Genomic DNA, 13,246 nt, shown 5'->3' with positions numbered 1-13,246 from the left:
TCTCCTAGCGGATGTTCAGGCCGGCCTTGGCCGCGTCCAGCAGGTCCGTCTTGACCCACTCCTTCGCCAGCGGCGGCCGGGCCATGCGGCCGACGCCGGTCCTGGCCATGATGTCGGTGGTGACCTGGATGTGTTCGGGGGTGATGTCGTAGCTGTACGGCGAATTCTCGACGGCGTCGCGGAAGTCCTCGGCGCTGATCTGGCCCTTGAACACGGTGTTGCGCACGTATTTCTCGGCGAGCTGGCGGTCGCCGATGAAGGCGCTGGTGGCCTGCACGAAGCAGCGCATGAATTTTTCCGCGACCGGACGGCGGTTCTTGTAGAAGCTTTCCGTCATCACCAGCGTGCGTACCGGTTCGCCGATCGGGGTGTCGTAGGGCTTGATGACCTCGACGCCGAAGCCCTTGTTGATCGCCTGCGAGGATTGCGGCTCCGACTGCATCATGGCGTCGACGTGCCTGCCCATCAGCGCCTGGTTCAGGTCCGGATAGGCGAGATAGATGATCTGCACGTCCTTGCCCGGCCCCGGCGCCGACGACAGGCCTGCCTTCTGCAGCTCCGCCATCAGGAGCACTTCCTGGATCGAGCCGCGCGTCACTCCGACCCGCTTGCCTTTCAGGTCTGCCACGGCGCGGATGGTCTGGTCCGGCCGGCGCACCAGGCGCGCGCCGCCACGCGCGAAGCCGGCCACCACATAGACGGGCACGCCGCCGGCGCGCCCCGCGATGGCGGCCTCCGACGCCGTGCCGCCGACGTCGAGCTCTCCGGCGATCATCGCCTGCATCACGTCCAGGCCCTTGGCGAACACCCGCTCCTCGACCCGGATCCCGCAGCGCGGCGCGATCTCCTTGATGTACGAGACGGCGCCGAAGTGGGCCAGCTTGAGGTTGCCGAGCCTGACCACTTCCTCGGCGTGCGCCGCGCCGCCCAGCGCCAGCCCGATGGCCAGCGCGATCGATGTCCATGTCATCCCATCCTCGCTCATGAAGGCGGGCAATATTGCCCATCAGCACCAAGGTTGGACGATGCGGTACTCGCACGGACTCGTCGTTGATAAAAGACAAACCTTTCCGGGAAAACCCAAGAATGTCACGTCCCTTCAAGAGAAACGTTACATTTCATGACTTTTCGCAAGGAATATTTCTGGATAATCGGCAGGTCAATTTTCCATACCGATGACCATCATGCGCCTTACTTCTTCCCTGATCCTGTGCGCCACCCTGGCCGCCTGCGGCGGCGGCAACGACTCCGGTGCGCCGGCGCCCGCCGCCCCCGTGTCGCCCGCTCCGTCCGCGTCGCCGGCCCAGCCGGCGCCCACGCCCACGCCCACGCTGACGCTGTCCAGCCCGACCCTGCGCACCATCGCCGGCGGCAGTGCCATTCCCCTGAGCGCCACGCTGTCGAGCGGCGGCGCCGTGCGCTGGCGGCTGGCCGAGGGCGCGCCGGGCACGCTCGACGCCGACAGTGGCGCCACGGTCCGCTATGTGCCGCCCGCCGGCGCGCTGACGGCGCCGGCGACGGTCACCGTCACGGCCAGCGGCGACGGTGCCAGCGCCACGCTGACGCTGGCCGTGACGCCGGAGCCGGGCGCGGCCGGGCTCTACAAGGTGTCGTGGCGCCCGCCCGAGACGGAAAACGAGCCGACGCTGCTACGCCCGGTGGACCTGGCCGCGGACCTTGCCGGGAATGCCTACGTGCTGCTGCAGAACGACGCCAGCCCCAGCCGGCGCGGGCCGCCGCAGCTGGTAAAGATCGCCCCCGACGGCACCCTCGCGACGCTGATCGGCGCCAATACCTGGTTCGGCCAGCCGGACACCGCCGGCAACGCCCAGCGCCTCTACTGGACGTCGGGCTTCACGGTGGACCGCGCGGGCAACCTCTACTTCGCCACCTCGGTGTTCGGCTCCGGCATCGCGGCAGGACAGCAGTCCAGCAACGGTCCGCTGATCCTGAAGATCACGCCGGCCGGCGCCGTGTCCGTACTGGCGGGCTACCAGGGCGCGCAGGTCGGGGCGATGGTCGACGGCCCCGCCGGGAAGGCGCAGTTCCTCTACCCGCGCATTGCCGGCATCGACATCGACGGCAACCTCTACCTGCTCGACGGCGACGCCTTCCCGCTCGACGCCCCCGTCACGCCGCGCAAGGTGACGCCGGACGGGGTCGTGACCACGCTGGCGGCCCTGCCCGCCGGCCTGAAGGCGGACATGAAGGGCAATACCTACCGCTACGACAGCGCCGCGAAGAAGCTGATGCGCATCGCGCCCGACGGCAGCGCCAGCGTGGAGACGAGCGCGCCGTACTGCAGCAGCTTCGTGCCCGAACCGCCGCGCGCCTGCATCGACGACCTGGGCGTGTATGCCATCACCCCGGCCGGCGGCACGAGCTTCCTCATGCTGGAGGTGACGGGGCTGCACGCCGTCCGGCGCCTGGTCCTGCCGCATTGAGCGTGGCGCCAGCCGGGGCGGCACACTGTGTCGGGCGCTGGTGCCGGGCGTTACATTTGATGACTTTCGAACGTTGCATAACAGGGATAATCCTGACAACACCACTTCGACGTCACATCATGCGCCTCTGTTCTACCCTGTTCCTGTGCGTATCCCTGGCTGCCTGCGGCGGCGGCGGCAACGGCCCGGCCGCCGAGGCACCGGTCGCCGGCGCGCCGGCGACTCCCGTGCAACCCGCACCCGCGCCCGAACCCGCACCGGCGCTCGCTCCGACGCCGGCGCCGACGCCGGAACCGGTCCCCGCGCCTGCCGCCACGCTGCCCCTGTCCAGCGCGACCCTGCGCACGATCGCCGGCGGCACCCCGGTGGCGCTGAGCGCCGCGTCGCCCACGGGCGGCACCGTGCGCTGGCAACTGTCGGATGGCGCGCCCGGCCTGCTCAGCGCAAGCCTCGGCGCCACCGTGCGCTACCTGCCGCCGGCATCGCTCGCCGCCGCGACCACCGTCACCCTCACGGCCAGCGACGGCGACGCCAGCGCCGCCATGACGCTGGCCGTCACGCCCGATCCGGGCGCGCCCGGCATCACGCTGGTGGCGGGCAGCGGCAAGAACCTGACGGCGGACGGCGTCGGCGCCGCCGCGTCGTTCCGCAATCCCAGCATGCTGGCGGCGGACGGCGCGGGAAATCTGTATGTCATGGAGTACTACTACATTCCTGGCTTCGCCTGGCCATCGCCGCGCTTGCGCAAGATCGCGCCCGACGGCACCGTCACGACGCTCGTCGACAGTGTCGACGGCACCGCCACCTGGTTCGGCCGGCCGGACACGGCTGGAAATGGCCAGCGCCTCGACCAGGCGAGCGGCTTCGCTGCGGACCGCGCGGGCAACCTGTACGTCTCCAAAACAGGCGGCATCGGCCACAGTGGCGAGGTGTACGGCCTGATGTCGGCCATCTTGAAGATCTCGCCGTCCGGCACGCTGTCGCTGCTGGCCGGCACCGAAGACCGCGACAACACCGGGGCGGTTACCGACGGCACCGGCGCCAACGCGCGCTTCCTGCACCCGGTCATTGCCGGCATCGACTACGACGGCAACCTGTATGTCCGCGACACGGACCAGGTCTATCCGTCCACATCGACCCTGGAGCGCCGGCTCGTGCCGCGCAAGGTGACGCCCGCCGGCGTCGTCACGACGCTGTCCGCCCTCCCGGCAAGCCTGAACGCGGACATGAACGGCAACACCTACGGCTACGACAATACGACGAAGACGGTGGTGCGCACGACGCCCGACGGCGTGAAGAGCGTCGAGGTGGATGCCCCCTTCTGCGATGACGAGATCAGCAGCACCGCCTACTGTGTCAGAGCAATCGTGCCGACCGGCGGCGCTTCGTATGCAATGATCAGCGGAGCGCGCGTCGTGCGCCTGGTCGTGCGCCATTGATGCGCCCCGCGCCGGTCCGGCGCCGCCGCACTGAGGTAAAATGACGCATTCCGCGCGCAGCCCGGGCGCCGCCGGCCCCGGGCTGCCGTCATTGCACCCACTTTCCCCAAGACGCAGACATGCTAGACAATCTGACTCAACGCCTCGCCAAGGTCGTCAAGACCATGCGCGGCGAGGCCCGCCTGACCGAGGCCAACACCGCCGACATGCTGCGCGAAGTGCGCCTGGCCCTGCTCGAGGCCGACGTGGCCCTGCCGGCCGTGCGCGAATTCATCGCCAAGGTGAAGGAAAAAGCGCTGGGCGAGGAAGTCATCGGTTCGCTCTCCCCCGGCCAGGCCCTGGTCGGCGTCGTGCAGAAGGAGCTGGCGGCGCTGATGGGCGCCGACCTCGGCCCGGAAGCCAGCCAGCTCTCGTTCGCCCAGCAGCCGCCGGCGATCATCCTGATGGCGGGCCTGCAGGGTGTCGGTAAAACGACCACCACCGGCAAGCTGGCCAAGTACCTGAAGGAACAGAAGAAGAAAGTGCTGACCGTGTCGGCCGACGTGTATCGCCCCGCCGCGATCGCGCAGCTGGAGTCCGTCACCAAGCAGGTCGGCGCCGACTTCTTCCCGTCCACCGCCAACGACAAGCCGGTCGACATCGCCCTGGCGGCGCTGGACTGGGCCAAGAAGCACTACCACGACGTCCTGATCATCGACACCGCCGGCCGCCTGGCCATCGACGAGGCGATGATGCAGGAAATCGCCGCCGTCCACGCGGCCGTCAAACCGATCGAGACCCTGTTCGTCGTCGACGCCATGGTCGGCCAGGATGCGATCAACACGGCCAAGGCCTTCAACGACGCGCTGCCGCTTACCGGCGTGATCCTGACCAAGCTCGATGGCGATTCGCGCGGCGGCGCGGCGCTGTCCGTGCGCCACGTGACGGGCAAGCCGATCAAGTTCGCCGGCGTCTCGGAAAAGCTGGACGGCCTGGAAGCCTTCGATCCGGCCCGCATGGCCAACCGCGTGCTGGGCATGGGCGACATCCTGGCGCTGGTCGAGGAAGCGCGCAAGGGCGTGGACATGCAGGCCGCGGCCGACATGGCCAACAAGATCAAATCGGGCGGCAAGTTCGACATGAACGACTTCAAGGCCCAGCTCACGCAGATGAAGAAGATGGGCGGCATGGCCGGCCTGCTCGACAAGCTGCCGGCGCAGTTCCAGCAGGCCGCCGCCGGCGCCAACATGGACCAGGCCGAGAAGCAGGTGCGCCGCATGTGCGGCATCATCGACTCGATGACGCCGCAGGAACGCGCCAAGCCGGAACTGATCAAGGCCAACCGCAAGCGCCGCATCGCGGCCGGCGCCGGCGTGCAGGTGCAGGAAGTGAACCGCATGCTGAACCAGTACGAGCAGATGAACACCATGATGAAGAAGCTCAAGGGCGGCGGCCTGATGAAGATGATGCGCGGGATGAAGGGCATGATGCCGGGCCTGCGCTGACCCGCTGCCCCGCCCCGCACGCCGCGCGAGCCCTGCTCCCGCGGCTTTTTTTTGCCTGTTTTCCCATCCCGCCCCCGCGCAAAAGGCTTGTTTTCCCCCGTTAGGAGGCCCGGCTAACACAATCGGCGGATTCAGGGCATATCAGAGTGAAAAAGTTTCGAAAAAGACTTGCACGAACACTAAATCCCTACCAATATTAGCTGTGCGATTCATAGCGCAATTTTCCATGTGTTCCGTTTAGGAGGCTCGAATATGGCAACAGCAAAAAAAACCACCGCAGCGCCGGCAAAGAAGGCCGCCGCAGCCAAGCCGGCCGCCGCGGCGAAGCCGGCAGCTAAAAAGGCAGCAGCTCCTGCCAAAGCAGCAGCACCGAAAGCAGCACCCGCGGCAAAGAAACCGGCCGCAGCCCGCAAGCCCAACGCCGCGTTCATGAAAGAGATGACCCCGTCGGCAACGCTGGCCGAAGTCGTCGGCGCAAAACCGCTGCCGCGCACCGAAGTGACCAAGAAAGTCTGGGAATACATCAAGAAGCAGAACCTGCAGGACGCCGCCAACAAGCGCATGATCAATGCCGACGACAAGCTCAAAGCCGTCTTCGGTGGCAAGGCCCAGGTATCGATGTTCGAGATGACCAAACTGATCTCCGATCACCTCAAATAATAAGCAAAAAGACCGGCTGCCCCGCTGGCCAAATACGACAAAGCCCCGCCAAGACGGGGCTTTTGTTTTTTGCGCGTGTAACGGCGGCATCGTTAGGGTGGGCGGCTATGCCGTCCACGCGTCCAGCCGGCCCTGATGTATCGATGTGCATGCGGTAGTGGAACGTGTGGACGGCCAAGCCGTCTACCCTACCGGGCGGCGACGGCGCCGCTGCTACCTTCGAGCGCCTTGAATTCCCAGTTCTTCCACGCCGCCAGCACCGCGTTCGGATACTGCGGCTTGCCGCGGCTGCCGTTGTAGCGGCCCAGCGCCAGGTACAGGTTGCCGCCTTCCATGTCGATGTACATGCGCAGGATCGAGCAGCCGTAGCGCAGGTTGGTCTGCATGTCGAACAGCGCGCGGCGGTTGGAGTCGCCGATCACGCCGGTCCAGAACGGCATCACCTGCATGTAGCCGCGCGCGCCGGCGATCGACACGGCGTACTTGCGGTAGGCCGATTCGACCTGGATCAGGCCCAGCACCAGGCCCGGATCGAGGCCGGCGCGGGTCGCCTCGTACCATGCGGCCTCGAGGAACTCGGTGCGCGTCTGCTCGTCCGGCAGGCGGCGCTGGAGGCGCGCGGACATCGTGTCGAACCACTGCCGGTAGCGGGCCCGCGCGGCGTCGTCGCGGAATACGGGTTTCGGCGGCCGGCCGTCGCGGATCGCGTGCTCCAGCGCGAGGCGGACCGAATCGGCCAGCGCCTCTTCCTTCTGGTTGCCCGCATGGGCGGCGCCGCTGCCCATCAGGCAGGCGGCGACCAGCACGGGACCGAGCCGGGCGAACGTCCGGCGGATCGACTGCGTGAACATTATTTGTCCAGCTTGCCCTTGACGAACGACACCATGTCGGCGGCGGGAACGGCGGTGGCCTCGGCATCGCGGCGGCCCTGGTATTCCAGGTTGCCTTCCTTGAGGCCGCGCTCGCCGATCACGACGCGGTGCGGCACGCCCACCAGTTCCCAGTCGGCGAACATGGCGCCCGGACGCAGGCCGCGGTCGTCGACGATGACGTCGACGCCGGCCGCCTGCAGTTCGGCGTACAGGCGGTCGGTCTCGTTCTTGACCAGTTCGCTGCGGTCGTAGCCCATCGGGCACAGCACCAGTTCGAACGGCGCGATCGCGTCCGGCCAGACGATGCCCTTGTCGTCGAAGTTCTGCTCGATGGCGGCGCCCAGGATGCGGGTCACGCCGATGCCGTAGCAGCCCATCTGCATCGGGGCCGGCTGGCCCTTCTCGTCCAGGTAGACGGCGTTCATCGCTTGCGAGTAGGCGGTGCCGAGCTGGAACACGTGGCCCACTTCGATGCCGCGCTCGATCGCCAGCACGCCCTTGCCGTCCGGCGAAGCATCGCCTTCGACGACGTTGCGCAGGTCGGCGACGAGCGGTTCGGCCACGTCGCGGCCCCAGTTGGCGCCCGTGAAGTGGTATTCGGCCTCGTTGGCGCCGCACACGAAATCGGCCATGTTGGCGACGGTGCGGTCGGCCACGATCTTGACCGGCTGCTTCGTGTTGATCGGGCCCAGGTAGCCCGGCACGCTGCCGTAGGCTTCCAGGATCTCGGCTTCGCTGGCGAAGCGGAACGCGCCCAGGCCCGGGATCTTCGAGACCTTGACTTCGTTCAGCTCGTGGTCGCCGCGCAGCAGCAGCAGCCAGTTTTCCTTGACCTGCTTGCCGTCGACTTCCTTGTCGGCCGTGAGCGCGATCGACTTGACGGTCTTGTCCAGGCCGATGCCCAGCAGCTTGGCCACGGCCTCGCACTTGGTGGTGTTCGGGGTCGAGACCTTGGCCAGTTCCTGGCTCGCGGCCGCACGCGTGCCGCCCAGTGCCGGCGCTTCGGCCGCTTCCATGTTCGCCGCGTAGTCCGAGGTCGGGCAGTACACCAGCGCGTCCTCGCCGGTGCTGGCGATCACGTGGAACTCGTGCGAGCCGGTGCCGCCGATCGCGCCGTTGTCGGCGGCCACTGCGCGGAACTTCAGGCCGAAGCGGTTGAAGATGCTGACGTAGGCATCGAACATGGTCTTGTACGACGCCTGCATGCCTTCGACGTCGCGGTCGAACGAATAGGCATCCTTCATCGTGAATTCGCGGCCGCGCATCAGGCCGAAGCGCGGACGGCGCTCGTCGCGGAACTTGGTCTGGATGTGGTAGAAGTTCACGGGCAGCTGGCGGTAGGACTTGATCTCGCTGCGCACGACGTCGGTGACGACTTCTTCCGAGGTCGGCTGCAGCGCGAAGTCGCGGCCGTGGCGGTCCTTGAGGCGCAGCAGTTCGGGCCCCATCTTGTCCCAGCGGCCCGTTTCCTGCCACAGTTCGGCCGGCTGCACCATCGGCATCAGCAGCTCGATCGCGCCCGCCTTGTTCATTTCTTCGCGGATGATGCCTTCGACCTTACGGATGACGCGCAGGCCCAGTGGCATATACGTATAGATGCCGGAACCGAGGCGCTTGATCATCCCGGCGCGCATCATCAGCTTGTGGCTGACGATCTCGGCGTCGGAAGGGGCTTCTTTGAGCGTTGAAATAAAAAATCGCGAGGCACGCATATCGATGAATTCTTTTTAAAAAGAGAGGGTTATAATCGACCTAATTTTAAAGGATTAGCCGGCCGATGCATCCAATCTTTATACAAATGGGTCCGAAACAAGTGGTGCACGTCGTTGTTCCCGTACGATCAGACGGCTGAAGCGCCCTAGTTTGCTTGGATACGTAGGTAAAAAATTAAGGGCAAGACCGGCAGAAAGTTTCGAGGTGAATCATGCTCGATCGTGAAGGGTTCCGCCCCAACGTCGGCATCATCCTGCTGAACGCCAACAACGAAGTTTGGTGGGGCAAGCGGGTGCGCGAGCACTCATGGCAATTTCCGCAAGGGGGTATCAAGTACGGCGAGACGCCGGAGCAGGCGATGTACCGCGAGCTGGAGGAAGAAATCGGCCTGCGCCAGGAGCACGTCAAGATCGTGGGCCGCACCCGCGACTGGCTGCGCTACGAAGTGCCGGACCACTTCATCAAGCGCGAGGTGCGCGGCCACTACCGCGGCCAGAAGCAGATCTGGTTCCTGCTTCGCATGGTGGCACGCGATAACGACGTCAACCTGCGCCTGACCGACCACCCCGAGTTCGACGCCTGGCGCTGGCACGACTACTGGGTGCCGCTGGACGTGGTCATCGAGTTCAAGCGCGAGGTCTACCAGCGCGCGCTGCAGGAGCTGTCGCGCTTCCTGACCTGGCCCGCCAACGGCCAGGACCGCCGCCACGGCTCGCGCTACCTGCGCCAGCCGCACGAGCGGCGCGGCCAGGGTGGCAATGGCGGGAACGGCAACAATGCCAGGACGGCAGCCAATGCCAGCAGCAAGGCGGTGGCGGCGGCCAGCAAGGCCATCGCGGACGCGGCCGGCAGCTCCAAGCTCGTCGTGGCGCGTCAGGGTATCGACAAGCAGTAGCGCGAAAGCAACACTGCAAGAGGCAAGGCCACTGCGGCAGCGGTGGTGCTTGCCTTTTTTATTTTCAAAATGTCAACATTGCGGCGTGTTGCGCTGTGACATTTGATGAGTTTCTCGCGCCGGGCAATCAGTAGAATCGCCCGGATGACTCCCGCTTCCACACGCCTGTTCGCCTGCCTGCACGCCGCCCTTGCGCTGCTGGCCCTCCCCGCCCACGGCGCCGATGCGCCACGCTGCACCTACTACGAAATCGCCACGCTGCCGATCCGCTATGCCGGCCCGAGCCTGACGCCCGCCGTCGACGGCAGCATCGACGAGATGCCGGCCACGATGCTGGTCGATACGGGCGCCTTCGACACCATCCTGACCATGACGGGCGTCGTCAAGCGCAACCTGCCCTTGCACATGACGGGCCGCTACGTGAACGGCATCAGCGGCTTTTCGCGGCTGTACGTCACGCGGATCAAGGAATTCGGCATTGGACCGACGCGCACCACGCGCCGGCTCGACCTGCCCGTCGTGTACGAGACCGCGTTCACGCCGGCCTTCGACGCGATCCTCGGCTCGCCCTTCCTGCTGCAGCGCGACCTCGAATTCGACCTGGGCGCCAAGAAAATCCGCTTCTTCCAGCCCGAGAACTGCAAGGACGTGCCCCTGCGGATCTGGCAGGAGCAGGCCGTGTCGGTACCTTTCGAGCGCAGCTGGGACAGCAGCCCGAACCCGCACTTCACCGCCATCGTCAACGGCAAGGAAGTCGATGCGATGATCGACACGGGCGCCCACCGCAGTTTCCTGCAGCGCGGCGCCGCGAAGAAGGTCGGCATCGACGTGACGGCGCCGGGCGTGACGCGCATGGGCGACGCCGGCGGCATCGGCGCGGACCGGGCGCCGCACTGGATCGCGCCCGTCAAGAGCATCCAGATCGGCGACGAGACCATCAAGGACGCCGAGATCGGCGTCATCGAAACGCAGGGGAGCAACGGCGCCGACCTGTACCTGGGCCAGGACTTCCTGCGCAGCCACCGCGTGCTGTTCGCCATGAGCCAGCGCAAGCTGTACTTCACGTATACGGGCGGCGAGGTGTTCACGCGCGGCACCGGCCTGGAGCCGTGGATGCGCACGGAAGCCGACGGCGGCAATGCCGACGCCCAGTACGTGCTGTCGACGATGTATGCGGCCGGCCGCGGCGGCGTGACGCGCGATCCGCTGGTGGCGCAGGTCTGGCTCGACATGGCCGTCACGTCCGGCCAGCCGCACGCCAACCTGATCGCGGGACGGCGCGCGCTGCTGGCCGGCCACGCGGACCAGGCGATTCCCTTGCTGCGCAAGGCGCTCGACCAGTTGCCGGCCGAACGCTACGGCGCCCTGTGGCTGTACACGGCGCGCGTCAAGAACGGCGAGGCGGAACTGGCGCGCAGCGAGCTGGCCGACAGCATGGACAAGCAGCACGACGAAGCCTGGCCGGAACCCGTTGGCCGCTTCTACCTCGGCAAGATCGACGCCGCGCGCCTGCTCGACGAGGCCGGCCGCGACAAGGACAGCGCTGCGCGCCGCCGCTGCCAGGCCGAAGGCTATATGGCCGAATGGTACCGGGCCCAGGGCGATACGGCGAAGGCCGACGCGCTGGCCGCGGAAGCCCGCACGCGCTGCGCTCCGGCGGCGCCGGCTGCAAAGACCGCTGCACAGGCCGCCCCGCCGGCCGCGAAGACGCCGGCGGACGACGACGCGCCATGAAGCTGATCGCGACGCGCGGCGCCCGCACCGACAAGGTCGACCAGTTGCGCTGCCTGCGCGATGACGGCAGCGCCACCGCGACCCCGATGCCGCGCCAGGGCATCCTGCCGCACGACCTGGTCCACTACGTGGTCGAGTCGACGCTCGGCTGGCGCGCCGCCTTCTACGGCATCGTGGCGGGCGGCGCCGACATCGGCTGGACGATGGAGCGCACCCACGATGCGTTCCGCCGCGACGTGGCCGACCAGGCCATCCATGCGGAAGCGGTGGTCGAAAGCCTGCAAGCGCAGCTGTGGAGCGGCGCCTTCGACGAGGCCATGTTCTCCGACGGCGTGCGTGCGGCCTGCGCGGCGCGCGGGCGTGGCATGCCGCCGCTGCCCGATGGCGCCGGCCAGGCGCTGTTCGCCGCCGTGCTGGCGCTGGACGCGCGCTGGCAGCAGGTGCCGTGGCACGGCACGCTGGAGCTGGACCTGCCGGACTGGTAACCCTTTTTTTCCATCATCCCATCGCCATGCCAACGATCTCGCGCACCCTCGTCACGCTCGCCCTCCTCCTGCCGCTCCTGTCGCATGCCGGCGGCGATGCCGGGACCTGTCACTACGTTCCGGTGGCGAAGCTGGACATCGATTTTTCCGAGCGGACGCTCCGGCCCATCGTCGGCGGCAGCGTGAACGGCATGCCGGTGCGGATGCTGGTCGATACCGGCGCCTACGAGACCAAGCTGCTCAAGGCCAGCGCCGAGCGCCTCGGCCTGACGCCGCGCTCCACGGGCCGCTATTCGGAGGGGGTCGGCGGCTCGGCCATCAACTACGTCGCCAACGTCGACGACTTCTCGCTGGGCGGCATCCATACCGGCCGGACCCGCATGCCCGTGCTCGGCGCCCGCGACGGCGGGGACCGGGACCTCATCGTCGGCGCCAACTACCTGCTGCAGACGGACATGGAGCTGGCCCTGGCGGAGCGCTACCTGCGCTTCTTCCGCGCCAGCGGCTGCGACGACACCTACCTGGCCTACTGGTCGTCCGATGCGATGGAAATTCCCTTCGCCGGCCGGGTCGGGCGCACCAACCAGCCGCTGGTGAACATCGAACTGAACGGCGTGAGGCTGAAGGCGCTGCTCGATACGGGCGCCACGCAGACGGTGGTCACCCGCCGCGGCGCTGAGCTGGCCGGCGTGCGCGTCGACGGGCCGGGCGCCGTCAAGGCTTCCCGGGTGGGCGGCATCGGCGATGCGCTGCTGGACAGCTGGAGTGCCGACTTCAAGCGTTTCCGCATCGGCGACGAAACCGTCAACAATCCGCGGCTGCGCATCGTCGACGACTTCCCGCAGGGCCGCACGACGGAATTCGACGTCGTGCTCGGCGTCGACTTCCTGCGCGCGCACCGCATCCTGTTCGCGATGAGCCAGGACCGCCTGTACATGAGCTACCTGGGCGGCGAACTGTTCGGCGCCCACCAGCGCGCCCCGGCACCCTGAATCGGCACCCGGGGAGCGCGCCGGGCCGCCAGCAGGCCCGGCGCCGGCGCGCTACAATGACGCCCTTCCCTCGCGACCGAATGCCCCCGCCATGTTCACCCCATCTTCCCACGACGTCCGCCACTTCTTCTGCGAAGCCCTGCGCAAGCGCCGCGCCGGCGAGATCCTGACCCCGATGGATGCGCTCGCGGCCGACTGGATCGACGAACATCCCGAATACCATGACGAACTGAACGATGCAGAGGAGGCCGTGGCGCGCGACTATTCCGTCGAGGGCGGCAAGCCGAACCCGTTCCTGCACTTGTCGATGCACCTGTCGATCACGGAGCAGGTCTCGATCGACCAGCCGCGCGGCATCCGCGCCGCCGTCGAAGCCTTGTCGGCACGCATCGGCGCCCACGAGGCGCACCACCAGGTGATGGAATGCCTGGGCGAGATGATCTGGTCGGCGCAGCGCCACGGCACCCAGCCGGACACGGACGCCTACGTCGAGTGCGTCCGCAAGAAGGTCAAGTAAGCAAGATCAAC

Annotated in this window: 12 protein-coding genes; 9 read left to right on the top strand and 3 right to left on the bottom strand. The window is 67.4% G+C overall.

The window, feature by feature from the left end:
• Nucleotides 1-4 precede the first annotated feature (4 nt).
• A complete protein-coding gene (locus tag QPK32_RS18815) occupies nt 5-970 on the bottom strand; it encodes an ABC transporter substrate-binding protein (RefSeq protein ID WP_290414328.1) in 966 nt (321 codons plus the stop codon).
• 214 nt (nt 971-1,184) lie between these two features.
• Here QPK32_RS18815 and QPK32_RS18810 point away from each other — a divergent pair, with 214 nt between their 5' ends.
• The 4 genes from QPK32_RS18810 (at nt 1,185) to QPK32_RS18795 (ending at nt 6,027) form a co-directional block, all read left to right on the top strand.
• Nucleotides 1,185-2,444 (top strand): hypothetical protein, encoded by a 1,260-nt coding sequence (locus tag QPK32_RS18810; protein WP_290414327.1) that lies wholly within the window; start codon nt 1,185-1,187, stop codon nt 2,442-2,444.
• 119 nt (nt 2,445-2,563) lie between these two features.
• Nucleotides 2,564-3,883 carry a hypothetical protein gene (locus tag QPK32_RS18805; RefSeq protein ID WP_290414326.1) on the top strand — a complete coding sequence of 440 codons (1,320 nt, stop codon included), beginning with the start codon at nt 2,564-2,566 and terminating at the stop codon, nt 3,881-3,883.
• A gap of 119 nt (nt 3,884-4,002) precedes the next feature.
• On the top strand, nt 4,003-5,367 hold the full coding sequence (ffh, locus tag QPK32_RS18800) for a signal recognition particle protein (protein WP_290414325.1): 1,365 nt from the start codon (nt 4,003-4,005) through the stop codon (nt 5,365-5,367).
• Between the two features lie 252 nt (nt 5,368-5,619).
• The gene (locus QPK32_RS18795; RefSeq protein ID WP_290414324.1) at nt 5,620-6,027 is read left to right on the top strand and encodes an SWIB/MDM2 domain-containing protein; all 408 of its coding nucleotides are present in this window, start codon (nt 5,620-5,622) and stop codon (nt 6,025-6,027) included.
• 188 nt (nt 6,028-6,215) lie between these two features.
• On the opposite strand, the gene QPK32_RS18790 is transcribed toward QPK32_RS18795, so the two are convergent.
• Nucleotides 6,216-6,878 (bottom strand): lytic transglycosylase domain-containing protein, encoded by a 663-nt coding sequence (locus QPK32_RS18790; RefSeq protein ID WP_290414323.1) that lies wholly within the window; start codon nt 6,876-6,878, stop codon nt 6,216-6,218.
• The gene (locus tag QPK32_RS18785; RefSeq protein ID WP_290414322.1) at nt 6,878-8,611 is read right to left on the bottom strand and encodes a proline--tRNA ligase; all 1,734 of its coding nucleotides are present in this window, start codon (nt 8,609-8,611) and stop codon (nt 6,878-6,880) included. Before QPK32_RS18785 ends, QPK32_RS18790 begins: the two co-directional genes overlap by 1 nt.
• A 212-nt stretch (nt 8,612-8,823) precedes the next feature.
• Between QPK32_RS18785 and QPK32_RS18780 the strand changes: the two genes are divergently transcribed.
• The 5 genes from QPK32_RS18780 to QPK32_RS18760 all read left to right on the top strand — a co-directional run bounded on the left by QPK32_RS18780 (nt 8,824) and on the right by QPK32_RS18760 (nt 13,235).
• On the top strand, nt 8,824-9,507 hold the full coding sequence (locus QPK32_RS18780; RefSeq protein ID WP_290414321.1) for an RNA pyrophosphohydrolase: 684 nt from the start codon (nt 8,824-8,826) through the stop codon (nt 9,505-9,507).
• Nucleotides 9,508-9,651: 144 nt separating this feature from the next.
• Complete coding sequence (locus QPK32_RS18775) at nt 9,652-11,241, top strand: retroviral-like aspartic protease family protein (protein WP_290414320.1); 1,590 nt, start codon at nt 9,652-9,654, stop codon at nt 11,239-11,241.
• Nucleotides 11,238-11,726 (top strand): hypothetical protein, encoded by a 489-nt coding sequence (locus tag QPK32_RS18770; RefSeq protein ID WP_290414319.1) that lies wholly within the window; start codon nt 11,238-11,240, stop codon nt 11,724-11,726. Before QPK32_RS18775 ends, QPK32_RS18770 begins: the two co-directional genes overlap by 4 nt.
• 26 nt (nt 11,727-11,752) lie before the next feature.
• The gene (locus QPK32_RS18765; RefSeq protein ID WP_290414318.1) at nt 11,753-12,718 is read left to right on the top strand and encodes a retroviral-like aspartic protease family protein; all 966 of its coding nucleotides are present in this window, start codon (nt 11,753-11,755) and stop codon (nt 12,716-12,718) included.
• A gap of 91 nt (nt 12,719-12,809) precedes the next feature.
• Nucleotides 12,810-13,235: a DUF1841 family protein gene (locus QPK32_RS18760; protein WP_290414317.1), complete on the top strand. Its 426-nt coding sequence runs from the start codon at nt 12,810-12,812 to the stop codon at nt 13,233-13,235.
• Nucleotides 13,236-13,246: the final 11 nt, after the last annotated feature.

Origin of the sequence: Massilia sp. YIM B02763, from assembly GCF_030412015.1 — a bacterium.
Taxonomy (GTDB): domain Bacteria; phylum Pseudomonadota; class Gammaproteobacteria; order Burkholderiales; family Burkholderiaceae_D; genus Telluria.
This window is presented reverse-complemented; position numbering and strand designations above follow the sequence as displayed.